This is a genomic window from Halonotius sp. F2-221B, from assembly GCF_046719765.1.
Classification (GTDB): Archaea; Halobacteriota; Halobacteria; order Halobacteriales; family Haloferacaceae; genus Halonotius.
The window spans coordinates 132021-158400 of record NZ_JABEBY010000006.1; the positions used below are offsets into that span (position 1 = coordinate 132021).

The following is a 26380-nucleotide window of genomic DNA, read 5'->3' on the forward strand; positions in this document are numbered from 1 at the left end:
TGCCACACCTGCTCTGGTTTGCGGTTGGTTCTGTTTCGTGGGTTCGATGCGTGTACTTTGTGTTTTGTTCACATACGGAGCGACGATTCGGGCTATTTTAAGTAGCTGTAGAATCGCTATTCGCGTATGAGTAAATCATATTTAGACGCTGGTGAGGAGGTCGCTGACGAGGATGTTGTTCGCGTCGGCCTGAACGGCTTCGGTCGGATCGGTCGCAACACGTTCCGTGCGATCCTCGACAGCCCGCGCGTCGAGCTCGTCGGCATCAACGACGTGATGGACTTCGAGCAGATGCGCTACCTCGGCAAGTACGACACCATCATGGGCACCCTCGATGGCCTCGAACTCGACGGCGACGAGCTGACCATCGGCGGCACCTCGGTCTCGCTGCACAACGTCCAGAGCCCCTCAGACCTGCCGTGGGGCGAAAACGACGTCGACGTTGCCTTCGAGTGTACCGGCATCTTCCGGACGAAAGACGACGCCGCCCAGCATCTGGAGGCCGGCGCGGACAAGGTCGTCATCTCCGCGCCGCCGAAAGGTGACAAACCGGTGCCGCAGCTCGTCTACGGTGTCAACCACGCCGACGACTACGACGGCGAGGACATCGTCTCCAACGCCTCCTGTACGACCAACTCCGTCACGCCGGTCGCGAAGGTGCTCGACGAGGAGTTCGGCATCGAAACCGGGACGCTGACGACGATCCATGCCTACACCGGCAGCCAGACGCTGATCGACGCGCCGAAGGCCAAAACCCGCCGTGGCCGCGCCGCCGCCGAAAACATCGTCCCGACCTCGACGGGTGCCGCCCAGGCCGCGACCCAGGTGCTCCCACAGCTCGAAGGCAAACTCGACGGGATGGCGATCCGCGTCCCCGTGCCGACAGGCTCGATCACCGAACTCGTCGTCGACCTTGCGGCCGACGTGACCGCCGAGGAGGTCAACGACGCCTTCCGCGATGCCGCCGACAGCGGCCCGCTGGCGGGCGTGCTCGGCTACACCGACGACGAGGTCGTCTCCAGCGATATCGTGGGCCTGCCGTTCTCCTCGTACGCCGACCTCAACTCCACGAACGTCATCGGCGACAACGGCCTCGTGAAGATCCTGACGTGGTACGACAACGAGTACGGCTTCTCCAACCGCATGCTCGATATGGCTGAGTTCCTCGTCGACGAATCCTAAGCCGACTAGCGACCCCCGGCCGGCCGCCAGCCTATTGGCGACCCACGCACCTTTTCACCGACCCACCCGATTTCCGACATACCAATGGCATCCTTCAACACCATCGACGATCTCGACGACGCACAGCGCGTCCTCGTCCGTCTCGACCTCAACTCACCGGTCGAGGACGGCGAGGTACAGGACAACCGCCGGTTCCAGCGACACGCGAAAACAGTACGGGAGCTCGCCGAGGCGGGCCACCGCGTCGTGCTGATGGCCCACCAGGGCCGGCCCGGCAACGACACCTTCGTCTCCCTGGATCAGCACGCCGACATCCTCGGCGGCTACATCGACCGCGAGATCGGGTTCGTCGACGACATCTACGGCGACGACGCCCTCGACGCCATCGACGCCCTCGAAGCCGGCGAGGTGCTACTCCTCGAAAACACCCGGATGAGCGACGACGAGTTGCCCGAGGAAGCTCCCGAGGTCAAGGCCGAAACCGAGTTCGTTGAGACCTTGGCTCCGCACTTTGATGCGTACATCAACGACGCCTACTCGGCGGCCCACCGAAAACACGCCTCGCTGGTCGGCTTTCCGCTCGTCTTGCCCGCCGTCGCGGGTCGCGTGATGGAAACCGAGTACGAGGCCAACACCGCCATCGCCAACCGCGAGTTCGACGGCCAGGTGACGATGGTCGTCGGCGGCACCAAAGCGACCGACGTGATCGGCGTCATGGAGACGCTGGGCGACAAGATCGACACCTTCTGTATGGGCGGAATCGCCAGCCACCTCTTCCTCCGGGCGGCTGGCTACGATGTCGGCTACGACCGCCACGAGGATCTGGATCTCTACGACACCCAGTGGGCAAACAACGAGGACGTGATCCGGCGGCTCCTCGACGAGCGACGCGACCAGATCGCACTCCCTGAGGGGCTGGCCTACGAGGACGACACCGGCGAGCGCGCCGAACACACCCGCGAGGAACTCGACGCCGCCACCTACGACTACATGGATATCTCCGAGGAAACGGTCGAAAAGTACGATCCGACGATCCGAAACTCCGATGCCGTCTTCCTCAAAGGCGCGCTGGGCGTCTTCGAAGAGGAGAAGTTCTCCGCCGGGACCGTCGGCGCGGTGAAGGCCATCGCCGAAACCGACTGCTTCTCGGTGATCGGCGGCGGCGACACCTCCCGGTCGATCGAGATGTACGGGATGGACGAAGAGGCCTTCGACCACGTCTCGATCGCCGGCGGCGCGTACATCCGCGCGCTCACGGGCGACGACCTGCCGGGCGTGGAACTGCTGATCGACGCCGCGAACTAAGCCACGCCGGGGACGTACTTTCTTGAGGATTGCCTTCGGCCATTCAGCCATGCAGCTCGGCATTGTCTCCGACACCCACGACAACCTCGCACACGTCCAGCAAGCGGTCTCGCTGTTCGAACTCGAAGGCGTCGACCACGTCATCCACTGCGGCGACATCGTCGCGCCGTTTTCGGCGACGCCGTTCGACACGGACGCCTTCGACTTTTCGGCCGTCCGCGGCAACAACGACGGCGAGTGGGCACTGGGCAACGTTGTCGACGAGTTTGGCACGTATCTCGGTCAGTGCGGCGAACTCACCTTCGACGGCGTCGAGATCGCGGTCTACCACGGCACCAACCGGGTACTTCGGGACGCGCTGGCCGACGCGGGCACCTACGACTACGTTTTCCATGGCCACACCCACGAACGAACGATCACAACCCACGGCGACACCGTTCGCGTCAACCCCGGCGGCCTGCCGATCGAAGGGGCTGACGACACGTTCCATGTCGCCATCCTCGACACTGAGGGGTCGGGGACTGACGCGATTACGCATCACCAACTCGAATAGCGACAGCCGATGGTCGGCTGCTGTTCTGGTTCCCATTCGGACGTTGTCACAGACCGCGGGGCTTTTGCGCCGACCACGCCAACCGACGCCTGTGACGGAGCCAGTCTCAACCGGCTGTGGCGCGCTTGATACGCTGCTCGGCGGCGGGTTCGAACGCGGGGTCGTCTCCCAGCTGTACGGCCCGCCGGCAGCCGGGAAAACCAACATCGCGCTGTCGGCCGCCGTCGGTGTCGCAGCCGCCGGCGACAGCGCGCTGTATATCGACACCGAGGGGCTGTCGGTCGACCGCTTTCAGCAGTTGATCGAACACCGCACCGAGGAAGCCCTCGACACCGTCGCTTCACGGCTCATCATCACCGACGCCGTCGACTTCGACGACCAACAGGAGGCGGTTCGGGACGCCGCCGATTTCGCCGAGCGCGTCGAGCTGATCGTCCTCGACAGCGCGACCGGTTTCTACCGGCTCAACCGCGCCGGCGACGAGGAGGGCGGCGACTCCCTGCGGGCGGTTGCTCGCCAGATCACGGAGCTGCTGTCGATCGCGCGCAAACACGATATCGCGGTCGTGATCACAAACCAGGTGTACACCGATCCCGACGCCGACCGGGTGCGAGCGTTGGGCGGCCACACACTCGAACACTGGACCGGCGTCGTCCTGCGATTGGATCGGTTCCGCGGCGGAAAGCGACGCGCAACCTTAGAAAAACATCGGGCGAAAGCCGCCGGCGAGACGGCGACCTTCGAGATCACCGACAGCGGGATCGACGGCGTCGACGACTTTTGATCGACGGCGTCGACGACTTTTGATCGACGGCGTCGACGACTTTTGTTCGCCGCGACGTGACTACAACTCGAGGTTCTGGAGCAGCTGACCGCGCTGTTTGGCGTCGGCGTTGACGCCTTTTCGCTCTAAGACGTTGCGTTCGAGCTTATCGAGCGCGACGTGGAACGCGTGGTTCGCGCCGTACCCCTCACCCGAGCCCGCAAGCTGGCCGTGGCTCGTTCGGAGGCGGATCTGCGCCTGAATCAGCGGCGTCCCGCGCAGCTTCTCCTTGTGTTCGTGGAACCGGACGTGGGCGTGGATCACGTTCATCGCCTGGTATTTGTCGACGACCTGGGTGATCGAGTCGACGATCTCCGCCCGGTCGATGCTGTCGAGCAGTTTGACGTTCGTGATCTGGACATCCATCGACTCCTCCTCGGTGAACGTCAGCGCGCGCAACACGTCGGTTTTGGTGATGATCCCATCGACACTGTCGGTTTCGTCGGTGACGACAAGCCCGGAGATGTCGTTGTCGAACATGCGCTCGACGGTTGACTCGACGGATTCCGACAGCTCGGCGGTCAACACGGGATCGGTCATCAGGTTTTCGACCGGGAGATCGAGCATGCGGTCGCGGTCGCCGCTGCGGTCGCCTTTCTCCTGGCGGTTTTCGTCACGAACGACGAAGTCGACGATGTCGTGGGTTGTGATGATCCCCGTCAGCGCGTCGCGGTCGTCGACGATCGGGAGCCGGGAGACGCCGTGTTCCCGCAGCCGGTTGATCGCCTGGCCGACCGTCGCCGCCGTCGTTGCGGTGATAACCTCGTCGGTGTAGATCTGTCCAACGGTCAGCGCGTCGAGGTTGTCGAGGACGGCCGCTAGGATCGCGTCGGTCGTGATGATGCCGTCAAGCTGTTCGCCCCGGAACACCGGCGCGACGTTTACGTCGCCTTCGACCAGCAGCCGGGCGGTTTCGCGGATATCCTCGTGGTGGTCGACGCGTGGTGCGGAGGTCATCAGCACCGAGGCCTTTGTGTCGTCTTGGATCCGTGATTTCACCAACTCGGATTCGCCGATCACCCCGGCGTAGTCGCCGTCCTCGGTGACGATGACGCCCTTCGGGTTTGCTTCGTCGAACGCCGCACGCACCTTCGCCAGTCGTTCGTCGGCGTCGACCTCGACGAACTCCTCGACAACTATGTCAGTAATGTCCATGGTCTATCCTGAACCTACACCGGCGGGGGTATTTAAGGTTGTTACAGCGGAGCCGCCGCCGACCGCGTGTTGCTCGCCATCGTCGATCGTGTGTTGCTCGCCGCCGTCGACCGGCGTTGCTCGTCGGTTACGACCGCCAGAACGATGGGGTAAACAACACGAGCACCGGGATGATCTCGATCCGGCCGACATACATCAGGAGGATCATCACCGCTTTGGTGAGCTCCGAAAACGGGCTGTAGCTGTTAAATGGGCCGGCGAGACCGAACGCCGGGCCGATGTTGAAAAAGGTCGCGGCGGTCGCGCTCAGCCCTTCGAACTCCGACAGTTCCAGTCCGATCCGCGCGCCGTCGACGACGACGATGATCGTCCCGAGAAAGAAGATCACGAGGCTCAACATCGTATACGAGAACACGTCTCGGATCGTCTCCTCGTCGATGGCTTTGCCGCTGAGCCGCACCGGTTTGATCGCTTCGGGGTGGATCGTCGTAAACAGGTCGCGCCGGAAGGTTTTGAGGATGATCAGCCAGCGCAGCAGCTTGATCGAACAGGTCGTACTGCCGGCCATCCCGCCGAGAAACATACAGCTAAACAGCAGGTGTTTGGCCGCCGGCGACCACGCGTTGAAGTCGACGGTCGCAAACCCGGTCGTCGTCAGCAACGAGACCACCTGAAACGTCGCCAGCCGGGCGGTCTCCTCGATCCCGGTCGTCGTGAGCGTCGGATCGGTGACGAGCAACAGCCCCATCAACACCGAGGCGCCGACGACAAGGCCGAGATAGAACCGAAACTCCTCGTTGCGCAGTGGCCGGCCCCAGTCGCCGTTGATGAAGAAGTAGACGAGGATGAAGTTCGTCGCGCCGACAAACATGAACGGAACGATCAGCCACTGGGCGGCGGGCGCGAACGCGCCGACGCTATCCGGTTGGGGCGAAAAGCCGGCGGTCGCCACCGCCGTCATCGCATGCGAGACGGCGTTGAAGGCGTCCATGTTCGGCGCGATCCCGGCCAGCCCCAGCGCGAACAGCCCGCCGGCCGCAAGCAGGGTGATCCCCGCGTAGAGCCACCAGATCAGCCGCGCGGTTTCGCTGATCCGCGGGGTCAGCTTGTGGACATCCTGTGTCTGGGATTCGGTCTCCATCAACTGTGCGCCACCGACGGCGAGCTGTGAGAGGATCGAGATCGCCAACACGAGGATACCGAGCCCGCCGAGCCACTGGATCACCTGCCGCCACAGCAAAATCGACCGTGGGTGGGCGGCGAAGTCGTCGATGACGGTCGCGCCGGTCGTCGTGATCCCGCTCATGCTCTCGAAGACGGCGTTGATCGGCGTGGCTAACCCACCGTTGCCGGCGAGGACGAACGGCACCGCGCCGATCAGGCCGACACAGAGCCACGACAGCGCGACCATGAGGTAGGCCTCCCGGGTGTACAGCTGCTTGTCGGTCTCCAGTCGTTCGAGCCCGAGGCCGGCGGCCAGTGTGATCACGATCGGGACGAGAAACGGGGCGATCGGATCGCCGTCGATGGCCGCAAGAACGAGCGGTGCGGCAAGCGGGAGTGCCAGCCACTTCAACACGCCGCCGAGCAGTCGGAGGCTGACACGCCAGTTGACGCGGAGTGTGACCATTGTCAGAGCTTGCTGGTCGTCTCGTCGATCGCGCCGGCATCGACAAAGAGCACGACGTGGTCGCCCGGCTGGATCTCGGTGTCGCCGCGCGGCGTGACAAATGACGTATCCCGCGTGATCGCGCCGATGACGACGCCATCAGGCAGATCGGCGACCGATTCTTGGATCGGCCGCCCGGCGAGGACGCTGTCGGCGTCGATCTCGACCTCGATCACCTCGGCCTTGTCGCTCTCGATGAGCGCAACGTTTTCGGTCTTTTCGGACTGGGTGAGCCGCGTGATCTCCTCGGCGACGACGATCCGGGGGTTGATCGCCACGTCGACGCCGACGGCCTCGAACAGTTCGACGTAGGCGGGTGTGTCGATAACGGCGACGGTTCGGTCGACGCCGAGTCGCTTGGCGAGCAACGAGACCAGGAGATTCTTCTCGTCGCTTTCGAGGGCGGCGACGACGACATCGGCCTCGTCGACGCGTTCGCGTTCGAGAAACTCCATGTCGGTGGCGTCGGACTCCATGATCTGTGCCGCCGGCAGTTCCTCGGCGAGCTCGCGGGCGCGGTCGTGGTTCTGCTCGATCAGCCGCGGTGTGAAGCCGCGCTCGCCGAGCAGCCGGGTGACGTGGTAGCCGATCTCGCTGCCGCCGAAGACGGTGATCTCCTCGTCGGTTCCCGAGTGGTGTCCGGGTTCGAGCTCGTCGGCGAAGCTGTGGACGCTTTCGGGGCTGCCGATGACGACGACCCGGTCGCCGGCGGCGATGGTTGTCGCCCCATCGGGGATCACCACCTCGTCGTCGCGGATGACCGCGGCGAAGGTCAGCGAGTCATACCGGTCGGCCTCCGCGACGGTCTGATCGACGATGGGACAGGCGTCGCTGATCTCGAATTCAGCCATCTGGACGCGGCCGCCGGCGAAGGGATCGACATCGATGGCGGCTGGGAGGCCGACAACCCGGACGATCGACCGGGCGGTCAGCAGATTCGTACACACCATGTTGTCGATGCCGAAGGCGCGGTCGACACCCTCCCACGTCCGGAGATATTTGTTGTGTTTGATCCGGGCGATGGTGAACGCCTCGCTGTGGACGGCCGCCGTCGAGCAGGCAACGATGTTGGTCTCGTCGTCGTCGGTGCTGGCGATCAGCATGTCGCTGTCGGCGAGGTCGGCCTCCTGTAGCGTCGATAGTTCGGTGCCGTCGCCGGTGACGGTCAACACGTCGTAGCCGTAGGCGAGCTCCTCGGTACGCTCGCTTCGCTTGTCGACGATCGTCACATCGTGATCGGACGCGAGATCCCCCGCGATGCTTTCACCGACCTGTCCCGCGCCGACGATGAGTACCTTCACCGCACACCACCGGTCATACCCCTCCGTAGCGACGGCCGCCGTTTATCAGTTCCCCATCGACTCACGGCGACCCAGCGGGTTCGGCTGGCGGTAGAGCGGTCGTGTCGATCAGCGCGGTCATCCCGCCGACCGTGCTCACAGGTAGTCGGAGTCGGTTGTGATCGCGACCGTGACCTCGCGCTGTCGGCCTTCGAGGTCGACGACAGCGCGCTGGATGACGCGTTCGGCCTCGTTGCGGATCAGCGGAACTGCCTTCTCCACCACCCAGCCGATGGAGACGAGCGCGGGGAGGTTCAACACGCCGGCGTCGGCGGAGTCGGGATCGAAGTTGATCTCCAGCGATACCTCGCAGGCCGCGGTCGCGTCCTCGGGGGCGTCGGCCGGGGGTGAGTCGTGGGGGTCGATCCGCCACGCGCCGCCGGCGTCGATATCCTTGGTGATCTCCCAGTCGATGGTGGTTGGGGGGTCGACGCCGACGACCGCCGAGTGGGCGGTGTAGCTGAGCTTCCACCACGCAAACCGGAGGGCGTACTCGGTGCCGACGCCGCCGTCGCCGTGCCGCTGGCGCACGCTCCGCAGGTACTTCGAGTAGTCGGCATACCCCGGAAAATCGAGGAGGAACTCGTAGATCTCCTCGGCGTCGGCGTAGACGACGGTGCTCACGACGATAGTGTCCACAGCCGCGTTTGGGACGCCGGGGGCATAAGCGGGCAGGAAAGCAGTGACCGTGTTATCGCCCGTCCAGCCGTTTCCGAAGTCGTTCCATAACCTCCCACGTGAGTTCGGGTGCTGTCTCGCCGTCGAACCGAATCGGCTCATACCGGTACTCGTCGGTGCCGACCCGCTCCTGATAGTGGGCGTCGCCGTCGACGTGTGGGTTCGGTTCGCGGTGCCAGCCGCAGTCAAAGCTGTCCTCGCTGTAGTGGAACGCGAACTCGGGTGGAGCAAGCGGCTGCCACGTCACCCGCAGCGTCGCGTCCGCGGCATGGTAGCCCCAGCGATGGGGTGCGAGCGTCGCACTCACCTCGGTGAATGTGCTCGGCGGCTGGCCCCGCGCCGCGGTGACGACCGGATGTCGCCGGAGGGCGTCGATCACGGCCCGAAGTGCCCGGTGTCGGTCGCTGGAAAACGGGGTACCGCCGTCGACCCGCTGGCGGTACTCACGCCGGCACGTTCGATGCGGTGTACTCATCGTATCTGGTGATCGCGTCTTCCAGCAGGCTCAGCCGGTAGGCGTAGTGTTCCCAGTCGCCGGCCGCACGGGCCATTGCTCGTGCCTCCTCGGCGTCGACGCCCGGTTCGGCGGCCGCCGCCCGAAGGTCGGCCGGCGTGTCGGCGTCGTAGGCCTCGCGGAGTTCCGCAATCGACTCCTTGAGGTCGACGACGAACTCGCTCAACGCGTCGCTGTCGTACTCGGTCGTGAGTTCGCGGATCTCCCGGAACCGCACGTACGCCGGGTCGGGGCCGTAGGCTGTGCCGCCGTCGGTGGCATGGCTCGTCACGACACCCATGTCGGCGAGGCGGTCAAGATGATCGCGCGCGGTCGACTCGGCAACCCGCGCGTGGTCGGCGATCCACTCGGCTGGCTGTGGCTCGGGGACGGCCAGCACGACCGACCGCACGCGGTCGAACGCGCTCGCGTGCTCCTGCCACGTCGATTCCCAGTCCGACTCGTCCATACCACCAGTACGCACCGATGAATGATAATTCCTTCTCCCAGCCGAATTATCGAACTGATCGCCGATGCCGAGTTGAGAGACGACCGACTGCTCGGTATCCGTCTCACCGTCACCGGGCTCCGGAACCCACACCGACTTACGGCTGCGGGCGAACCAGTTGGTATGGTTGCAACCGACGCCTACACCATCGAAGCCCCGGACGGTTCCACTGAGACGATCGAGATCCCGGACGGCTTGGTCGAAACGCTGGCCGAAGCCGGCGAGGAGCCGACGACCGTCGTCAGCGACATCGTCGTTCAAGCTCTCGCCCAACACGCCCACGCGCTGGTACATCACTCCGAAGGCGAGACGCCCGACGACCTCGTCGAGATCAACGACGCGATGGAGGATGTCTTCGAGGATCGCTTCGGCATGAGCTTGCAGGATGCGATGGGCCACAGCCACTGATCAGTGGGTTGAGATCGCCGTCACACCGCTTTTCGAGAGGCCGATCGCGGCGAGATAGATCCCGATGGCGGCCATGACGATCGAGCCGCCGGCCGGGAGGCTCAGCGACACCGAAACCGCAAACCCCGCGAGCACCGCGGCCTGTCCGATAAGGATCGAGAGATAGACCGTCTCCCGGAACGAGCGGGCGACCTGCGAGGCCGCCGCCACCGGCACGACGAGCATCGCGGCGACGAGAATCACGCCCAGCACCTGCATCGCGCCGACGACGACGACCGCCGTCATGACGACCAACAGCGTGTTGTAGCGGTCGACCGGCAGTTGGGCGACGCGGGCGGCCTGCTCGTCAAACGTAATGAAGAGCAACTGCTTGTAGTTGACCGCGACCGCAAGGACGACTACCACGCTCAACAGCCCCATGAGCCGCGTGCCGTCGGGGGTGACGACCGCGATACTCCCATAGAGGAGGCTCTCGATGCTGAAGTTCGTCTGGCCGCGGCCGGCACTGATGAGCAGCGTCCCCAGCGCGAAACTCCCGCTGAGCATGATCGCGATCGGCACGTCGCCGTAGGTGTCGGTGCGGTCGGCAAGCCACTGGACGATCAGCGCGCCGAGGACGCCGATCACGAGCGCGCCGACGAGGATCGAGCCGTCCCACCCCGTCAGCGAGTTGAACACCAGGCTGATCGCCACGCCCGCGAAGGCAGCATGCGCCAGCGTCTCGCCGATCAGTGCCATCTGGCGGTGCACCAGAAACGAGCCGACCAAGGGGGCGACGATCCCGATCAACACGCCCGTCGACAGCGACTGCCACATGAAGGGGTGTTTGAACACGTTCGTCCCGAGGACGCCGTCGAGAAGCCGCCCCGCGATCCGGAACTCGGTGTAGAGAAGCTCCACGTAGGGGAACTCGCGAAACCAATAGAGGAGGATGAAGCCGAGCATGAACGCCGCAAGCAGACCCACGAGACCGATGCCGACGAGTTCGGCGGTTTCACGGGCCGTGTTTCGGGTGCGGAGCCGCCCGCTGAGCCCGGTTGAGCGTTGGTCGGTGGCGTTGGAAGCGTCTGCGGCACCGGAAGCATCGCCGGGGTCGGACGTATCAGACGGGTCGGTATCAGTGGCCATTAGTGATCGTGGTGGACGACACGGCCCGAGACGCCGTAGGCGTCGGCTAAGGCGTCGCTGTCGACGAAGGATTCGGTGTCGCCGTGGTGGAAGAGTTCGGTGTTGATACAGGCGATGCGGCTGGCGCGGTCGGTGACGACGCCGATGTCGTGTTCGATGAGGATGATCGTGATCCCCTCGGCGTTGAGATCATCGAGGAGTTGGTAGAAGGCATCGCGGGATTCGGCGTCGACGCCGACGGTCGGCTCGTCGAGGGCGAGCAGGTCGGCCTCAGACGCGATGGCACGGGCGATGTAGGCCCGCTGGCGTTGGCCGCCCGAGAGCGCGCTCATCCGGCGGTCGGCCAGCTCGGTGATACCCACGGTGTCGAGGGCGTCATCAACCGTCTCGTGGTCGTGGGCCGTCAGGCGGGCGTGGCCGACGTGGGCGAACCGTCCCATGGTGACGTTCTCGCGGACGGTGACCGGCATCGACCCCGCCTGGCTGGTCGACTCCTGGGAGACGTAGCCGATCCGGTGGCCGTCGTCGAACGCGTCGACCGGCTCGCCGAACAGTTCGACGCGCCCGCTGTCGGGGGTATGCAGGCCGAGCATGAGATGCAGCAGCGTCGTCTTGCCGGAGCCGTTGGGGCCGATCAGTCCCAGAAACTCCCCGGCCGCGACATCGAGGGTGATGTCTCTGACGGCAGGGGTCTCGCCGTAGGCGAAGGTGACTGCATCGAGACTGATGACCGGATTCACAGTGTGTACCGTAGGGGGTGGTCAGCGGCGTGTTTAGTCTGATCGGTTCCTACTCCGCGCCGAGTGCCCGACGGAACGCCGGGATCGTGACTTCCTGCATCTGCTCGATGAAGCCGACGCCCTCCTTGGCCCACTCGCTTGTCGTTCCTGCCCCGGCGGTGATCGGGACGGCCTCGCTCGCGGTGGTGTTGTCGACGATCGTGGTTGCGAGGCGGTCGGACTCGAAGCGGTCGTAGAGGATCACGTCGATCCCGTTGTCGTCGACGAGATCGAGCGTTCCGGCGATCTCGGATGGGGAGGGGGTCGCATCCGGGGAGATGCCGGCTACGGTGTGGATGTCGAAGTCGTAGCGATCTTCGACGTAGGCGAACGAGGAGTGGCTGGCGAGGACGACCGTTGAGCCGTCGGCGTCCTCGACGAGTTGCTGGTAGGCGGCATCGAGGGCGGCGAGTCGCTCCGTGTAGTCGGCCGCGTTGGCCTCGAATGTCTCGCTGTTCTCGGGGTCGATCTCGGCGAACCCCGCGGCGATGGTGTCGACCATCTCCTGGGCGAGGACTGGATCGACCCAGACGTGAGGATCAAGCTGGCTGGCTGATTCCGCTTCGTCGTTGTGTTCGTCGTCGTGATGCTCGTCCTCAGTTTCGTTGTGTTCTTGCTCGTCGTCGTGATGCTCGCCCTCAGTTTCGTTGTGCACCTCATCGTCCTCACTGTGTTCGCCCTCAGTTTCGTTGTGCTCGTGGTCGTGACCGCGCTCCAACATCTGCGATTTGAGGCCGTTGAGGGCGTCGATAGCCGCGACGTTCTCGTAGTCGCTGTCGAGCGTCTCCGCGAGGTCTTGGGCCCACGAGAACTCCGGCGTATCGAGGTAGACGAAGGCACTGGTTGAGGCGACCTCCCGCGGCAGATCACCATCCGGCTCCCAGCCGTGGCCCAACTGACCGTATTCGACCGGGTTTTCGATGTCGGCCTCCTCGCCGGCGATCGCCTGCGACCAGTCGGCGAGGGCAAAAAAGGCCGCATACCCCGAATCGAATCCCGTTTGGTCGCCACCCCCATCGGAGAGACAGCCGGCCAAGCTTCCGAGTGCGAGTGTGCCAGCACCGCTTGTGAGCGCGTTCCGCCGTGTCAGGTTCATACCGCTCCGAGTAGTCCCGCAGTCAAAAGCCCTATTATTTTATCCGTCTTAATTATTAACTTGGCGCAAATAGTCAGTGTAGGTTATTATTTTGGCTGTCTCGGTGCCGACTGTGGGTTGCCCAACCCCGGGCCGATGCTACCGCGACACCGCTCCACGGAGGGGTCTTGGCGGTCGATCCGCCGTGGCTCACCTGGCAGCACATCGAGTGGGAACGCCACCTACCGAGATCGGCCGGACGACCAGCATTCGGCACGGTCGGCGCTTCGACGCCGAACCTGCCGGGGATCAGACGCGCTGCCGATCGGGTCTCCGAGGCGGTCGACGATCTTGACTATGCGGAAAAGGAGACCGCCTCACCGATGTCGGCGACCGGATAGATCGAGTAGTCGACCTCAATGCTACACATATGTGGTTAAAGTAAATTCTTAAAATAATATTTCTTATGTTTTGTAGAGAAATATTAATAGAAATTGCGTGGGTCGTCCACCGGCGGCGTTATGGATTGCCCACCACACTGACTCTCTGCTCCAAACATCCCCTCGCGCACCGCGAAACCGATCAATTGCGCACACAAAACGTGTCGATACTCCGGCATTTTGCGTCTCCCGTTCGAAGCGCAGTCCACTGTGCTTTAAGCACGCCGGGACAAAGTAGAGACTGATGGGAACCCTAACCGAGCTATTCGCGCCAGACCGGATCGCCGTTGTCGGTGCGACCGCACGTGAGGGGTCGATCGGCCGCGCTGTCACCGACAACTTACTGTCGGCGTTCGACGGCGAGGTAGTGCCGGTTAACCCCAACTACGAGGAGGTGTTAGGCCTCTCCTGTGTCGACGAGATCGGGGAGGCGGCGGCCGATATGGCCGTGATCGTTGTCCCGCCGAAGATCGTCATTCCCGCGCTCGAACAGACGGGCGAGGCCGGCGTCGAAAACGTCGTCGTCATCACCGCCGGTTTCGGTGAGACCGGCGGCGACGGCGCAAGCCGGGAGCGGGAACTCAAGGAGATCGCCGCCGAGTACGACCTCAATCTGGTCGGCCCCAACAGTCTCGGTATCATGTCGACGGCCAACGGCATGAACGCCTCCTTCGGCCCCGACAGCCCCGAAGCCGGCAACATGTCGTTTATGAGCCAGTCCGGGGCGTTCATCACCGCCGTTCTCGATTGGGCCAACGATGAGGATGTCGGGTTCAAAGACGTTGCCTCGCTGGGTAACAAGGCGGTGCTCGATGAAACCGACTTTATCGACCACTGGGGTGACGATCCCGACACCGACGTGATCATCGGCTACCTGGAGGGGATCTCGCAGGGTCGAGAGTTCATCGACACCGCCCGCGAGGTGACCCAGGATACCCCGATCGTTCTCGTGAAATCCGGCCGTACCGACGCCGGCGCGCAGGCCGCCTCCTCGCATACGGGCACGATCGCTGGCTCCGAGCAGGCCTACGAGGCCGGCCTCGATCAGGCCGGCGTTCTCCGAGCGGAATCCGTCCAGGGGTTGTTCGACGCCGCCCAGATGCTGGCCAACCAGCCGGTGCCGGAGAACAACGATATCGCCGTCATCACCAACGCCGGCGGCCCCGGCGTGATGTCGACCGATGCCGTCGGCGACTCCGGCCTGGAGATGGCGTCCTTCGAGCAGGCAACGCTGGATACCTTCTCCGAGCAACTGCCGCCGGAGGGCAACATCTACAACCCTGTCGACATCGTCGGCGACGCGGATGTCGAGCGGTTCAGCGAGGCCCTCGATATCGCACTGGCCGACGACAACGTCGGCTCGGCGATGGTGTTGTCCTGTCCGACGGCCGTTCTCGACTACGAGCAGTTGGCCGAGGAGACGGTAAAAATGCGGGAAAAACACGGCAAGCCCGTCGCGGCCTGCTTTATGGGCGGCGAAAGCGTCGACGCCTCCGCGGGGATCCTCAACGAGGCGGGGATCCCGAACTACTTCGATCCCTCCCGGGCGATCGGCGCGCTCGACTCGCTGTGGGAGTATCGCGGGATTCAACAGCGCGAGTACGAGACCCCCGCCGACTTCGACGTGGATCAGGAAGCCGCCCGCGAGATCCTCGAACGCGTCGAGGAGCGCGGCGACAACCGTCTCGGCGTCGAGGCGATGGGGCTGCTCGATGCCTACGGCATCCCAACACCCGACGGCGATATCGTCGACTCCCCCGAGGACGCCCGCGCGGTCGCCGAGGAAATCGATGGCGACGTGGTCATGAAGATCGTCAGCCCCGACATCCTGCACAAATCCGATATCGGTGGCGTCGCGGTCGGCGTTGCCGACGACGAGGTTGCTGACACCTACGAGACACTGATCACACGCGCGCGAAACTACCAACCTGATGCGAATCTCCTCGGCGTCCAGGTACAGGAGATGGCCGATCTGGACGCGGGCACCGAAACGATCGTCGGGATGAACCGCGATCCGCAGTTCGGCCCGCTGTTGATGTTTGGGTTGGGTGGCATCTTCGTGGAGGTATTGGAGGACACCACCTTCCGTGTGGCCCCCGTTTCGGAGACCGAAGCCCGCGAGATGACAGAAGAAATCAAGACGGCACCGCTCCTACGTGGCGCACGAGGCCGTGATGCCGCCGACATCGATGGCATCGTCGAAACCATCCAGCGGCTCTCCCAGCTGGTCGCGGACTTCCCGGCGATCATGGAGTTCGACATCAACCCGCTGGTCGCAACGCCCGACGGCGTCGATGCCGTCGACATCAGACTCACCGTCGACCCCGAGAACCTATGAACACACTACTCATCACCGCAACGGAAGAAAGCACCGGCAAGACCGCTATCGCCCTGGCGTTGGCGACGATCGCCAACGACCGTGGCCACTCGGTCGGCTACATGAAGCCGAAAGGAACCCGCCTGCAGAGCAACGTCGGCAAAACGCTCGACGAGGATCCCATGTTGGCCCGGGAGCTGCTGGATCTCGACGCCGAGATGCATGAGCTCGAACCCGTCGTCTACTCGCCGACGTTTATCGATGGGGCGATCCGCGGCCAGGAGGATCCCGACGAGCTTCGCCAACAGGTCAAAACCCAGTTCGACGGGTTGGCGGCCGACCGCGATACGATGATCGTCGAGGGCGGCGGCTCGCTGTCGACCGGCGGGATCGTCGGGCTGACCGACCCCGAGGTCGCCGAGTTGCTGGACGCACAGGCGGTGTTGGTTGCCGACTACACACAGCCCGGCGACATCGACAGCCTGCTGGGCGCGATCGATCAGCTTGGCGACCGGCTGGCGGGTGTCGTCTTTAACCGCATCTCCGAGAGCGCCTTCGAGGAGCTCGACAGCGACGTGATCCCGTTTCTCGAAAGTCGCGGTGTCGAGGTCTTCGGCGCGGTGCCCCAAGAACAGCGGTTGGCCGGCGTCACCATCGCAGATCTCGCGGCGGAGCTCGGCGCGGACGTGCTGACCGACACGCCGACCGACGCCTACGTCGAACGCTTCCTTGTCGGCGCGATGGGCGGCGACGAAGCGCTCCGCTACTTCCGGCGGGCACGCAACGCGGCGGCGATCACCGGCGGCGATCGGTCGGATATCCACACCGCCGCCCTGGAAGCCTCCGGCGTGAAGTGTCTGATCCTGACCGGCGGCCACCGGCCGTCGTCGGCGATACTGGGCCGCGCCGAGGAGGCCAACACGCCGATCCTCCAGATCAACACCGACACCCTGACTGCTGTCGAGCGCGCCGAATCCGTCGTCCGCAGCGGTCGCACCCGCGATGCGGAGACCGTCGAGACGATGGCTGATCTGCTAACCGAGCGGGTCGATCTTGACGCGCTGTTGGGGACGGCCGGCGAGGACTGATCGCTGACCCCACGGCTCAGGGGTCGGCTACGGTGGGAGCCTGCCACAAACTCTTTATTGATGTCGACCGTTGGTGACGGTATCAGGCCAGCCGCGGTCGATGAGCCGATGGGCTCACGCCGAGTTAGCAATCCTTAACTGGCCTCGTTTGCTACCCGACTGTAGTATCTCGTGATCATTGTTTCTTCACCCCAAACACATCCATGGTAGACGTAAGCCAACACGAACTCGTACCCGAGCATATCCCCATCGAGGGAGCCGAACTCGATTCGGTTCTCGAGGAGTATGGGTTGGATCGTACCGATCTTCCGGAGATCACAGCTGACGACCCGGCACTGCCGGAGGAGGCTGAGACGGGCGATGTCATCAAGATCGTCCGTGACTCCCGGACAACAGACACATCGATTTCCTACCGGCTGGTGGTCGAATGAACCGACAAGATCGACGCGACGTATCCAGAGAGTACTTCTCGGAGGATCGCCTCGCCGAACACCACTTCCGCTCGTTCAACGCCTTCCTCGAACGCGGCATGCAGCAGGTCGCCGACGAGAAGGAAACCATCGAGACCGACATCGGCGACAAGGAGGGCCAAGAGCCCGTCTACGTCGAACTTGGTGACATCCGCATTCTGACGCCCCGAGTGCGGGAGGCCGACGGCAGTGAAGAACTGCTCTTCCCACAGGAAGCCCGTCTCCGCAACATCACCTACGCCGCGCCGGTGTTCATGGAGATGTCGATCGTCCGCGGCGGCGACGAGGAGCCCGAAACCGTCGTTGACTCCACGGAGACCAAGGTCGGCCGGATGCCGATCATGGTCGGCTCCGACAAATGCAACATCGCGGAGTTCTCCGACGAGGAACTCATCGAGATCGGCGAGGATCCCGCCGACCCCGGCGGCTACTTCATCGTCAACGGCTCCGAGCGGGTGCTGATGACCAGCGAGGATCTCGCGCCGAACAAGATCCTCGCCGAACACGACACCAAGTACGACGACGACATTCAGGTCGCCAAGACCTTCAGCCAGCGTCGTGGCTACCGCGCGCTCGTCCTCTGTGAGCGCAACCGTGAGGGGCTGCTTGAGGTCAGTTTCCCATCGGTCTCCGGCAGCGTCAACTTCGTCACGCTCGTTCGCGCACTTGGACTGGAATCCGACGAGGAGATCGTCCACCGCGTCAGCGACGACCCAGAGATCGTGAAGTTCATGCTGGAGAATCTGGAGGAAGCCGATGTCCAAACCACCGAGGCCGCGATCGAAACCCTCGGCCAGCGCGTCGCCAGCGGGCAGGGCAAAAACTACCAGCTCAAACGCGCCAACTACGTCATCGACCGCTACCTCCTGCCGCACCTCCACGAGGAGGGTGTCGACGAGGAGGAGGTTCGCACGAACAAGGCCTACTACCTCTGTCGGATGGCCGAGGCCTGCTTTGAGCTTGCGCTGGATCGCCGCGAAGCCGACGACAAGGATCATTACGCCAACAAACGCCTCAAAGTATCGGGCGATCTGATGACCGATCTGTTCCGCACCGCGCTAAACAAGCTGGCACGCGACGTGAAATACCAGCTCGAACGCGCCAACATGCGGAACCGGGATCTCTCGGTCAGCACGGTCGTTCGCTCGGATGTGCTCACCGAACGGCTCGAACACCCGATCGCCACCGGCAACTGGGTCGGCGGCCGCTCCGGCGTCTCCCAGCTGGTCGACCGCACCGACCACATGGGCGTGCTGTCGCACCTGCGCCGGCTTCGCTCGCCGCTCAGCCGAAGCCAGCCACACTTTGAGGCGCGGGATCTCCACGCGACCCAGTGGGGTCGCATCTGTCCCTCCGAGACGCCGGAGGGCCCGAACTGTGGCCTGGTCAAAAACTTCGCGCAAGCGATGGAGCTGAGCCAGGATATCGAGGACGAGAAGGGACTGAAACGCGAACTATCGTCGATGGGAGTCGAGGGGATCCCCGGTATCGACGGCGTCGAACGAACAACCCCCGCGGACGACTAACCAATGGCTCAATCACGAGAAGCGAAAGTCTACGTCAATGGGAGCCTCGTCGGCACCCACCCGAACCCGGAACAGCTTGCCGAACAGATACGAGACGCCCGCCGCCGCGGCGACGTGAGCGATATGGTCAACGTCTCCGTCCGGGGGCGCACCCAGGAGGTCATCATCAACGCCGACGCCGGCCGCGCGCGCCGCCCGCTGATCGTCGTCGAGGACGGCGAACCGCTGCTCGGCGACGAGGAGATCGAGGCGCTCAAACACGACGACCTCGAGTTCGAGGATCTCGTCGACCGCGGCTACATCGAGTTTATCGATGCCGAAGAGGAAGAGGACATCCTCGTCGGCGTCGACGAGGACGATCTCACCGAGCGACACACCCACCTTGAGATCGATCCCTCGCTGATCTTCGGGATCGGTGCGGGGATGATCCCCTACCCTGAGCACAACGCCAGCCCCCGGATTACGATGGGCGCGGGGATGATGAAACAGTCCCTTGGGCTGCCATCCGCCAACTATCGAATCCGGCCCGACACCCGCCAACACCTGCTGCATTACCCGCAGCTGTCGATGGTGAAAACCCAGACGACCGAACAGATCGGCTACGACGACCGCCCCGCGGCCCAAAATCTCGTCGTCGCCGTGATGAGCTACGAGGGGTTCAACATCGAGGACGCCCTCGTCATGAACAAGGGGTCGGTCGACCGCGCGCTGATGCGGTCGCACTTCTTCCGCACCTACGAGGGTGAGGAACGCCGCTACCCCGGCGGCCAGGAGGATCGCTTCGAGATCCCCGATCAGGACGTTCGCGGTGCCCGCGGCGAGGACGCCTACACCCACCTCGACGACGACGGCCTCGTCAACCCCGAGACCGTCGTCGACGAGAACTCGGTGCTGTTGGGGAAGACCAGCCCGCCGCGGTTCCTTGAGGAGCCCGACGACATGGGCGGGCTCTCCCCGCAGAAACGACGCGAAACCTCCGTGACGATGCGCTCCGGCGAGGACGGCGTCGTCGACACCGTCACCGTCATGGAAAACGAGGATGGCTCGATGCTCTCGAAGGTGAAGGTACGCGACGAGCGCATCCCCGAACTCGGCGACAAGTTCGCCTCCCGACACGGCCAGAAGGGCGTTGTCGGCCACCTCGCACCCCAGGAGGATATGCCGTTCACCGAGGAGGGGCTCGTCCCCGACCTCGTGCTCAATCCGCACGCGCTGCCCTCGCGGATGACTGTCGGCCACGTCCTGGAGATGCTTGGCGGGAAGGTCGGCGCGCTGGAAGGCCGCCGTGTCGACGGCACGCCGTTCCAAGGCGAGGACGAGGATGAGCTTCGCGGCGCGCTGGAGGAACACGGGTTCAAATCCTCCGGCAAGGAGGTCATGTACTCGGGTGTTTCCGGCGAGAAGATCGACGCCGAGATCTTCGTCGGGACGATCTTCTACCACAAGCTCTACCACATGGTCTCGAACAAGCTGCACGCCCGCTCCCGCGGGCCGGTGCAGGTGTTGACCCGACAGCCGACCGAGGGCCGTGCCCGCGAGGGTGGGCTCCGCGTCGGCGAGATGGAACGCGACACGATCATCGGCCACGGTGCGTCGATGGTGCTCAACGAACGCCTGCTTGAGTCCTCCGACAAGGAGACGGTGTACGTTTCTGAGGACACCGGGATGATCGCTGTTGAGGACAGAGAGCAACGCCGGGTGTACGATCCGGCAACCGGTAGCGAGGATAACATCCACGAGCTGGACGTGAGCTACGCGTTCAAGCTGCTGTTGGATGAGATGATGGCGCTCGGCATCCGACCAACCCTCGAACTCGAAGACGCGGTCTAAGATACAATGTCAACGCAAACACCAAAACAGCTCGGCGGGATCGATTTCGGACTGATGGATCCCGAGACGTACCGTGACATCTCGGCGACGAAAGTGATCACGGCCGACACCTACGACGACGACGGCTACCCCATCGACATGGGGCTGATGGATCCACGGCTCGGCGTGATCGACCCCGGTCTCGAATGCCGAACCTGTGGTCAACACTCCGGCTCGTGTCCCGGCCACTTCGGCCACATCGAGCTCGCCGCACCGGTCATCCACGTCGGCTTTACCACGCTCATTCGGCGGCTCCTGCGAGCAACCTGTCGGGAGTGCGGCCGGCTGACGCTCACCGAGATGGAGATGGAGGAGTTCCGCGATGAGCTCGACCGCGCCGAGGATCTCGGCAAGGATCCCGACACGGTGCTGAAGGCGGCTGTCCGGCAGGCCCGCAAGGCTGGCAGCTGCCCGCACTGTGGCGAACCCCAGGCCGACATCAAACACGAGAAGCCGACGACCTACTACGAGGTACAAAACGTCCTGTCGGGCGAGTACTCCGAGATCATCGCCGAGGCGATGCAGCCCGACGAGGAGGACGAAGACGACGAGGGGATGAGCCCGCAGGCACTCTCCGACGAGACGGGCATCCCGCTCGACCGGATCAACCAGATTCTCGGCGGCGAGTTCCGCCCACGCGATGAGGGCCGCCGCGCCCTTGAGAAGGCACTCGATGTCGACCTCACCGAGGAGGACATGAACAAGCTGATGCCGAGCGATATCCGGGACTGGTTCGAGCAGATCCCCGATGAGGATATCGCGGTGCTCGGCATCGACGCCGAGGACTCCCGGCCGGAGTGGATGATCATGACCGTTCTCCCCGTGCCGCCGGTGACCGCCCGGCCATCGATCACGCTGGACAACGGCCAGCGCAGCGAGGACGACCTCACCCACAAGCTGGTCGACATTATCCGGATCAACCAGCGGTTTATGGAGAACCGCGAGGCCGGCGCGCCCCAGCTGATCATCGAGGATCTTTGGGAGCTGCTGCAGTACCACGTTACCACCTTCGTTGACAACGAGATCTCGGGGACGCCGCCGGCCCGACATCGCTCGGGGCGACCCCTCAAAACCCTCAGCCAGCGACTCAAGGGCAAGGAGGGCCGCTTCCGTGGCAGCCTTTCGGGCAAACGCGTCAACTTCTCGGCGCGAACCGTCATCTCGCCGGATCCGACGCTTTCGCTCAACGAGGTCGGCGTGCCCGACCGCGTCGCCAGCGAGATGACGATCACGATCAACGTCACCGACCGCACCATCGAGGAGGCCAAACAGTACGTCGCCAACGGGCCGGAAACCCACCCCGGCGCGAACTACGTCAAACGGCCCGACGGTCGCCGGCTGAAGGTGACCGAGAAGAACTGCGAAGAGTTGGCAACGAAGATCGATGCCGGCTGGGAGGTCAACCGCCATCTGATCGACGGCGACATCGTGATCTTCAACCGCCAGCCGTCGCTCCACCGGATGTCGATTATGGCCCACGAGGTCGTCGTGATGCCGTACAAGACGTTCCGGCTGAACACGACGGTCTGTCCGCCGTACAACGCCGACTTCGACGGCGACGAGATGAACATGCACGCCCTCCAGACCGAGGAGTCACGGGCTGAGGCGCGCGTGCTCATGCGCGTACAGGAACAGATTCTCTCGCCCCGATTTGGCGAGAACATCATCGGCGCGATCCAGGATCACATCTCGGGTACCTATCTGCTCACCCACGACAACCCCAACTTCACGGAGACCCAGGCACTCGACCTCCTGCGGGCGACACAGGTCGATGAGCTGCCGGAGCCTGACGGCGAGGACGAAAACGGCCCCTACTGGAGCGGTCGCACCGTCTTCTCGCTGCTGTTGCCCGATGAGCTGAACCTCGAATTCGACTCCTCGGCCGGCGATCAGGTTGTCATCGAGGACGGCCAGCTCCTCGAAGGCACGATCGACGAGGATGCAGTCGGCGCGTTCGGCGGCGAGATTGTCGACACCATTGTGAAAAAACACTCCGAGACACGGGCGCGGGTCTTCATCAACGAGGTCGCCGCGCTGGCGATGCGGTCGATCATGCATTTCGGCTTCTCGATCGGGATCGACGACGAGTCGATCCCGCCGGTCGCCGACGAGCAGGTCGACGAGGCCATCGACAACGCCTACGACCGGATCGAGGAGCTGATCGACACCTACCGGGCCGGCGATCTCGAATCGCTGCCCGGCCGGACAGTCGATGAGACTCTGGAGATGAAGATCATGCAAACCCTCGGCAAAGCCCGGGATTCCGCGGGTGAGATCGCCGAGGAACACTTCGACGACGACAACCCGGCGGTCGTGATGGCCCGCTCGGGGGCGCGTGGCTCAATGTTGAACCTCACGCAGATGGCCGGCTGTGTCGGCCAACAGGCTGTTCGCGGCGAGCGGATCAACCGCGGCTACGAGGATCGGACGCTGGCCCACTACGAGCCAAACGACCTCTCGGCGGAGGCCCACGGCTTCGTCGAAAACTCCTACCGCGGCGGGCTGACCCCGCGGGAGTTCTTCTTCCACGCCATGGGTGGCCGCGAAGGGCTGGTCGATACGGCCGTCCGTACCTCGAAATCCGGCTACCTGCAGCGACGCTTGATCAACGCTCTGTCGGAGCTTGAGGTGCAGTACGACGGCACGGTTCGGGACACCTCCGATCGCGTCGTCCAGTTCGAGTTCGGCGAGGACGGCACCTCGCCGGTGAAGGTCTCCTCCAGCGAGGACTTCGAGGTCGACGTTGAGGGGATCACCGACCGCGTCGTTGACGCCGAGTTCGACAGCGAAAGCGAGAAAGAGGCGTTCCTCAACCCATCGGAGCCGCCGACGAACCTCTCGGAGCACACTGACTCCGCGCTGACCTCGGAGGTGGAGTCCGATGACTGAGTACGACCACGTCACCGACGATATCAAAGCCGTCGTCGAGGACACCGAGCTTCCGCGTCGCCTCCGGCGGCGGGTGTACGACACCATCGAGGGCCGAGAAGGTGTTTCGACCGAACAGGCCGACGAGATCGCCCGCGCCGTCGAGGCGGAGTATCTCGACGCCCGGATCGAGCCGCTGGAGCCCGCCGGCACCGTCTCGGCCCAATCGATCGGGGAACCCGGCACCCAGATGAGCGTGCCGAGCGACGAGCGGATCGTCGTCCGCCGGGATGGAGAGACGGCCGTTACCGAGATCGGCCCGCTTGTCGATGAGCTACTGGCGGCCGACGACCGCGAGGTCAGAGCGATCGACGACCACGAGGTCGCCCGCGCACCCGGTGAGTTCGAAGTCCTCTCACTGAGAGACGACGAGCAGGTGCGTTGGAAACCGGTCGAGGAGATCAGTCGTCACGACGCGCCCGACGAACTCCTTGAGTTCACGCTGGAGTCTGGGCGACAGATTCGGGCGACGAAGGCTCACTCCTTCGTGACCCGGCGTGACAACGATGTTGTGCCGGTCGCTGGCGACGAGCTTTCGGAGGGCGATTGGCTCCCGGTCTCTCGCTCGTTCAGCATCGACGACGCGACAAGCGAGGTTGACCTCCGAGCGTACCTCCCGGCAGAGGACTACTGGTACACCTCGACGCTGACCGACGGCGGCGCGGCGACCCAGCCAGGCGGAGCCGACCAGCTCCGCAACAAGCGCGACGCGCTTGCGGCTGGCGAACTCGACGAGCATGCTGTCTACCCGAAAGGCGGCACCGTCTCGCTGCCTGAACGCTTCCCGCTCGATTCGGAGACCGGATTCTTCCTCGGTGCGTTTCTCGCGGAGGGTACTCTCACCGAGCATTACGTCTCGATCTCGAACGTCGATTCGACGTTCCAAGATCGTATCCGGGCGTTCGCCGACCGGTTCGATCTCTCGGTCAACGAGTACGCCAACGACAGCGGGTTCGCCGAGGGGTACGACATCCGCGTCAACGGCACCGTCCTTGCCGACTTCATCCGGGCGGCCTGTTACGATGACGGCGCGAAGACCGTGCCCGACTTTGCCTACGGGGCAACCAAGGCGTTTGTCACCGGCTTACTCGCCGGCTACTTCAGCGGCGACGGCAACGTCGCCGATCGCGCGGTACGAGCGAGTTCAACCGACGACAGCCTGATCGAGGGCGTCTCGCTACTGTTGGCACGGGTTGGCGTCTACGCAACGCTCGGATCGACCGACGACTCGCGGACGCTCCGGATTCCGGCGAGCTACGTGTCGGCGTTCCACGATCGCGTCGGCATGGTCGGCGACCGCGGCCGCGAACTCGATGCTCTCGCCGACGACATCGACGCCGACACTCCCGACGCGACCGACCAGATCCCGAACTTCGGCGAGACGCTGCGAGCTGCGGCGTCGGCGGCTGGGATCCCCAGCCGACAGATCAACAGCGCGGAAAACCGCCAGCGGATCGGTCGCAATCGGCTTCGGCGACTCGTCGATGAGATCGAATCGGCAACCGACGAGCGGCCGGTCGAACTCGATACCCTCCAGCAGGCCGTCGAGGGTGATGTGGTTTGGAACCGGATCGACTCTATCGAGACGGTCACGCCGGACGACGAGTACGTCTACGACGTATCCGTCGAGGGGCTGGAGACGTTTACTACGGCCAGCGGCGTCGTCACCCACAACACAATGAACACGTTCCACTACGCCGGTGTCGCCGAGATCGACGTGACACAGGGGCTGCCGCGGCTGATCGAGCTGGTCGACGCCCGCAAGGAGCCCGACACGCCGATGATGACGGTGTATCTCGACGACGAGTACGCCGAAAACCGCGAGAAAGCCCGCGAGGTCGTGTGGGCGCTTGAGGCGACGAAGATCCTCGCGCTCGGCGACGTGTCGACGAACGTCGCCGACATGGTCGTCCGGATCGATCTCAACGAGGAGACGCTGTTGGAGCGGTGGCCGACCGTCGACGCCGCCGAGCCGATCGCCGAGGAGATCGCCGAGACGATCGAGGATGCCCTCGGCGTCGACACCCGGCATCAGGGGATGGCCATCGAGTTCGGCCCCAGCGAACCGAGCTACCGTGAGCTGCTCCAGTTGGTCGAGGAGCTCCGGGAGATCGTCTTCAAGGGGATCGAGGACATCAGCCGCGTCGTCATCCGCAAGGAAGAGCTCGACGACGGCGAGGAGTTCGTCCTCTACACCGAGGGATCGGCCTTCGGCGACGTGCTCCGGATCGAGGGTGTCGATGCCAGCCGCTCGACCTGTAACAACATCCACGAGATCAACGAGGAGCTCGGCATCGAGGCCGCCCGTGAGGCGATCATCAACGAGACGATCGACACGCTCCGCGAGCAGGGGCTCGACGACGTGAACGTTCGACACCTGATGCTCGTCGCCGATATCATGACCAACGAGGGCACCATCGAGTCGATCGGCCGCCACGGCATCTCCGGCTCGAAGGACTCCGTGTTGGCCCGGGCTGCGTTCGAGGTCACGGTCAACCACCTGCTGGATGCCGCGATCCACGGCGAGAGCGACGATCTCAACGGGATCATCGAGAACGTCATCGCGGGCAAACCGGTCTCGATCGGCACCGGCGACGTGCAGCTCCGGATGGGGTCGATGGAGACATCGCCGGCTGACGACTGACG

The 26380-nt window shown here is 64.2% G+C and carries 20 protein-coding genes and 1 pseudogene; 12 read left to right on the top strand and 9 right to left on the bottom strand.

Features of this window, described 5'->3' with window-relative positions:
- Positions 1-126 precede the first annotated feature (126 nt).
- The 4 genes from gap (at position 127) to radB (ending at position 3824) form a co-directional block, all read left to right on the top strand.
- Entirely contained in the window at positions 127-1182 is a 1056-nt protein-coding gene (gap, locus tag HKK80_RS06015) for a type I glyceraldehyde-3-phosphate dehydrogenase (protein ID WP_411798704.1), read from the top strand.
- A gap of 84 nt (positions 1183-1266) precedes the next feature.
- Positions 1267-2487 carry a phosphoglycerate kinase gene (locus HKK80_RS06020; RefSeq protein WP_411798705.1) on the top strand — a complete coding sequence of 407 codons (1221 nt, stop codon included), beginning with the start codon at positions 1267-1269 and terminating at the stop codon, positions 2485-2487.
- Positions 2488-2536: 49 nt separating this feature from the next.
- Entirely contained in the window at positions 2537-3040 is a 504-nt protein-coding gene (locus HKK80_RS06025) for a metallophosphoesterase (protein ID WP_411798706.1), read from the top strand.
- Between the two features lie 91 nt (positions 3041-3131).
- Positions 3132-3824, top strand: coding sequence for a DNA repair and recombination protein RadB (gene radB, locus HKK80_RS06030; protein WP_411798707.1), 693 nt, complete (start codon positions 3132-3134; stop codon positions 3822-3824).
- A 60-nt stretch (positions 3825-3884) separates the two neighbouring features.
- On the opposite strand, the gene HKK80_RS06035 is transcribed toward radB, so the two are convergent.
- From HKK80_RS06035 to HKK80_RS06060, 6 genes and pseudogenes are all read right to left on the bottom strand, one after another.
- Positions 3885-5018: a CBS domain-containing protein gene (locus tag HKK80_RS06035; protein WP_411798708.1), complete on the bottom strand. Its 1134-nt coding sequence runs from the start codon at positions 5016-5018 to the stop codon at positions 3885-3887.
- A gap of 127 nt (positions 5019-5145) precedes the next feature.
- Entirely contained in the window at positions 5146-6648 is a 1503-nt protein-coding gene (locus HKK80_RS06040; RefSeq protein WP_411798709.1) for a TrkH family potassium uptake protein, read from the bottom strand.
- Between the two features lie 2 nt (positions 6649-6650).
- Positions 6651-7994, bottom strand: a pseudogene (gene trkA / locus HKK80_RS06045) (Trk system potassium transporter TrkA); the annotation flags it as partial.
- 129 nt (positions 7995-8123) lie between these two features.
- Entirely contained in the window at positions 8124-8666 is a 543-nt protein-coding gene (locus tag HKK80_RS06050; RefSeq protein WP_411798710.1) for a type II toxin-antitoxin system RatA family toxin, read from the bottom strand.
- Between the two features lie 52 nt (positions 8667-8718).
- Positions 8719-9180 (bottom strand): hypothetical protein, encoded by a 462-nt coding sequence (locus HKK80_RS06055; protein ID WP_411798711.1) that lies wholly within the window; start codon positions 9178-9180, stop codon positions 8719-8721.
- Positions 9149-9667 carry an ArsR family transcriptional regulator gene (locus HKK80_RS06060; RefSeq protein WP_411798712.1) on the bottom strand — a complete coding sequence of 173 codons (519 nt, stop codon included), beginning with the start codon at positions 9665-9667 and terminating at the stop codon, positions 9149-9151. The genes HKK80_RS06055 and HKK80_RS06060 overlap by 32 nt, the downstream gene beginning before the upstream one ends.
- A 162-nt stretch (positions 9668-9829) precedes the next feature.
- Between HKK80_RS06060 and HKK80_RS06065 the strand changes: the two genes are divergently transcribed.
- A complete protein-coding gene (locus tag HKK80_RS06065; protein WP_411798713.1) occupies positions 9830-10114 on the top strand; it encodes a hypothetical protein in 285 nt (94 codons plus the stop codon).
- On the opposite strand, the gene HKK80_RS06070 is transcribed toward HKK80_RS06065, so the two are convergent.
- From HKK80_RS06070 to HKK80_RS06080, 3 genes are read right to left on the bottom strand one after another with little or no spacing between them, the layout of a single operon-like run.
- Positions 10115-11242 (bottom strand): metal ABC transporter permease, encoded by a 1128-nt coding sequence (locus HKK80_RS06070; RefSeq protein ID WP_411798714.1) that lies wholly within the window; start codon positions 11240-11242, stop codon positions 10115-10117.
- A complete protein-coding gene (locus HKK80_RS06075; RefSeq protein ID WP_411798715.1) occupies positions 11242-11982 on the bottom strand; it encodes a metal ABC transporter ATP-binding protein in 741 nt (246 codons plus the stop codon). The genes HKK80_RS06070 and HKK80_RS06075 overlap by 1 nt, the downstream gene beginning before the upstream one ends.
- A 49-nt stretch (positions 11983-12031) precedes the next feature.
- The gene (locus HKK80_RS06080) at positions 12032-13117 is read right to left on the bottom strand and encodes a metal ABC transporter substrate-binding protein (protein ID WP_411798716.1); all 1086 of its coding nucleotides are present in this window, start codon (positions 13115-13117) and stop codon (positions 12032-12034) included.
- A 663-nt stretch (positions 13118-13780) separates the two neighbouring features.
- Here HKK80_RS06080 and HKK80_RS06085 point away from each other — a divergent pair.
- From HKK80_RS06085 to HKK80_RS06115, 7 genes are all read left to right on the top strand, one after another.
- Positions 13781-15874, top strand: a complete 2094-nt coding sequence (locus HKK80_RS06085) for an acetate--CoA ligase family protein (RefSeq protein WP_411798717.1) — start codon at positions 13781-13783, stop codon at positions 15872-15874.
- On the top strand, positions 15871-16941 hold the full coding sequence (locus tag HKK80_RS06090) for a phosphotransacetylase family protein (protein ID WP_411798718.1): 1071 nt from the start codon (positions 15871-15873) through the stop codon (positions 16939-16941). The genes HKK80_RS06085 and HKK80_RS06090 overlap by 4 nt, the downstream gene beginning before the upstream one ends.
- Before the next feature lie 203 nt (positions 16942-17144).
- Complete coding sequence (locus HKK80_RS06095) at positions 17145-17372, top strand: DNA-directed RNA polymerase subunit H (protein ID WP_411798719.1); 228 nt, start codon at positions 17145-17147, stop codon at positions 17370-17372.
- Complete coding sequence (locus HKK80_RS06100) at positions 17369-18937, top strand: DNA-directed RNA polymerase subunit B'' (protein ID WP_411798720.1); 1569 nt, start codon at positions 17369-17371, stop codon at positions 18935-18937. Before HKK80_RS06095 ends, HKK80_RS06100 begins: the two co-directional genes overlap by 4 nt.
- Positions 18938-18940: 3 nt before the next feature.
- Positions 18941-20767 (top strand): DNA-directed RNA polymerase subunit B, encoded by a 1827-nt coding sequence (gene rpoB / locus HKK80_RS06105; RefSeq protein ID WP_411798721.1) that lies wholly within the window; start codon positions 18941-18943, stop codon positions 20765-20767.
- 6 nt (positions 20768-20773) lie between these two features.
- Positions 20774-23695, top strand: coding sequence for a DNA-directed RNA polymerase subunit A' (locus HKK80_RS06110; protein ID WP_411798722.1), 2922 nt, complete (start codon positions 20774-20776; stop codon positions 23693-23695).
- A complete protein-coding gene (locus HKK80_RS06115) occupies positions 23688-26378 on the top strand; it encodes a DNA-directed RNA polymerase subunit A'' (protein ID WP_411798723.1) in 2691 nt (896 codons plus the stop codon). The genes HKK80_RS06110 and HKK80_RS06115 overlap by 8 nt, the downstream gene beginning before the upstream one ends.
- Positions 26379-26380: the final 2 nt, after the last annotated feature.

Excerpts from the sequence above, each read along its gene's own strand:
- HKK80_RS06065 (WP_411798713.1), top strand. The coding sequence starts at position 9,830 with ATGGTTGCAACCGACGCCTACACCATCGAAGCCCCGGACGGTTCCACT.
- HKK80_RS06090 (WP_411798718.1), top strand. The coding sequence starts at position 15,871 with ATGAACACACTACTCATCACCGCAACGGAAGAAAGCACCGGCAAGACC.
- HKK80_RS06085 (WP_411798717.1), top strand. The coding sequence starts at position 13,781 with ATGGGAACCCTAACCGAGCTATTCGCGCCAGACCGGATCGCCGTTGTC.
- HKK80_RS06035 (WP_411798708.1), bottom strand. The coding sequence starts at position 5,018 with ATGGACATTACTGACATAGTTGTCGAGGAGTTCGTCGAGGTCGACGCC.
- rpoB (WP_411798721.1), top strand. The coding sequence starts at position 18,941 with ATGGCTCAATCACGAGAAGCGAAAGTCTACGTCAATGGGAGCCTCGTC.
- HKK80_RS06100 (WP_411798720.1), top strand. The coding sequence starts at position 17,369 with ATGAACCGACAAGATCGACGCGACGTATCCAGAGAGTACTTCTCGGAG.
- HKK80_RS06020 (WP_411798705.1), top strand. The coding sequence starts at position 1,267 with ATGGCATCCTTCAACACCATCGACGATCTCGACGACGCACAGCGCGTC.
- HKK80_RS06110 (WP_411798722.1), top strand. The coding sequence starts at position 20,774 with ATGTCAACGCAAACACCAAAACAGCTCGGCGGGATCGATTTCGGACTG.
- HKK80_RS06115 (WP_411798723.1), top strand. The coding sequence starts at position 23,688 with ATGACTGAGTACGACCACGTCACCGACGATATCAAAGCCGTCGTCGAG.
- HKK80_RS06060 (WP_411798712.1), bottom strand. The coding sequence starts at position 9,667 with ATGGACGAGTCGGACTGGGAATCGACGTGGCAGGAGCACGCGAGCGCG.
- HKK80_RS06025 (WP_411798706.1), top strand. The coding sequence starts at position 2,537 with ATGCAGCTCGGCATTGTCTCCGACACCCACGACAACCTCGCACACGTC.
- HKK80_RS06055 (WP_411798711.1), bottom strand. The coding sequence starts at position 9,180 with ATGAGTACACCGCATCGAACGTGCCGGCGTGAGTACCGCCAGCGGGTC.
- HKK80_RS06095 (WP_411798719.1), top strand. The coding sequence starts at position 17,145 with ATGGTAGACGTAAGCCAACACGAACTCGTACCCGAGCATATCCCCATC.
- gap (WP_411798704.1), top strand. The coding sequence starts at position 127 with ATGAGTAAATCATATTTAGACGCTGGTGAGGAGGTCGCTGACGAGGAT.
- HKK80_RS06040 (WP_411798709.1), bottom strand. The coding sequence starts at position 6,648 with ATGGTCACACTCCGCGTCAACTGGCGTGTCAGCCTCCGACTGCTCGGC.
- HKK80_RS06070 (WP_411798714.1), bottom strand. The coding sequence starts at position 11,242 with ATGGCCACTGATACCGACCCGTCTGATACGTCCGACCCCGGCGATGCT.
- HKK80_RS06080 (WP_411798716.1), bottom strand. The coding sequence starts at position 13,117 with ATGAACCTGACACGGCGGAACGCGCTCACAAGCGGTGCTGGCACACTC.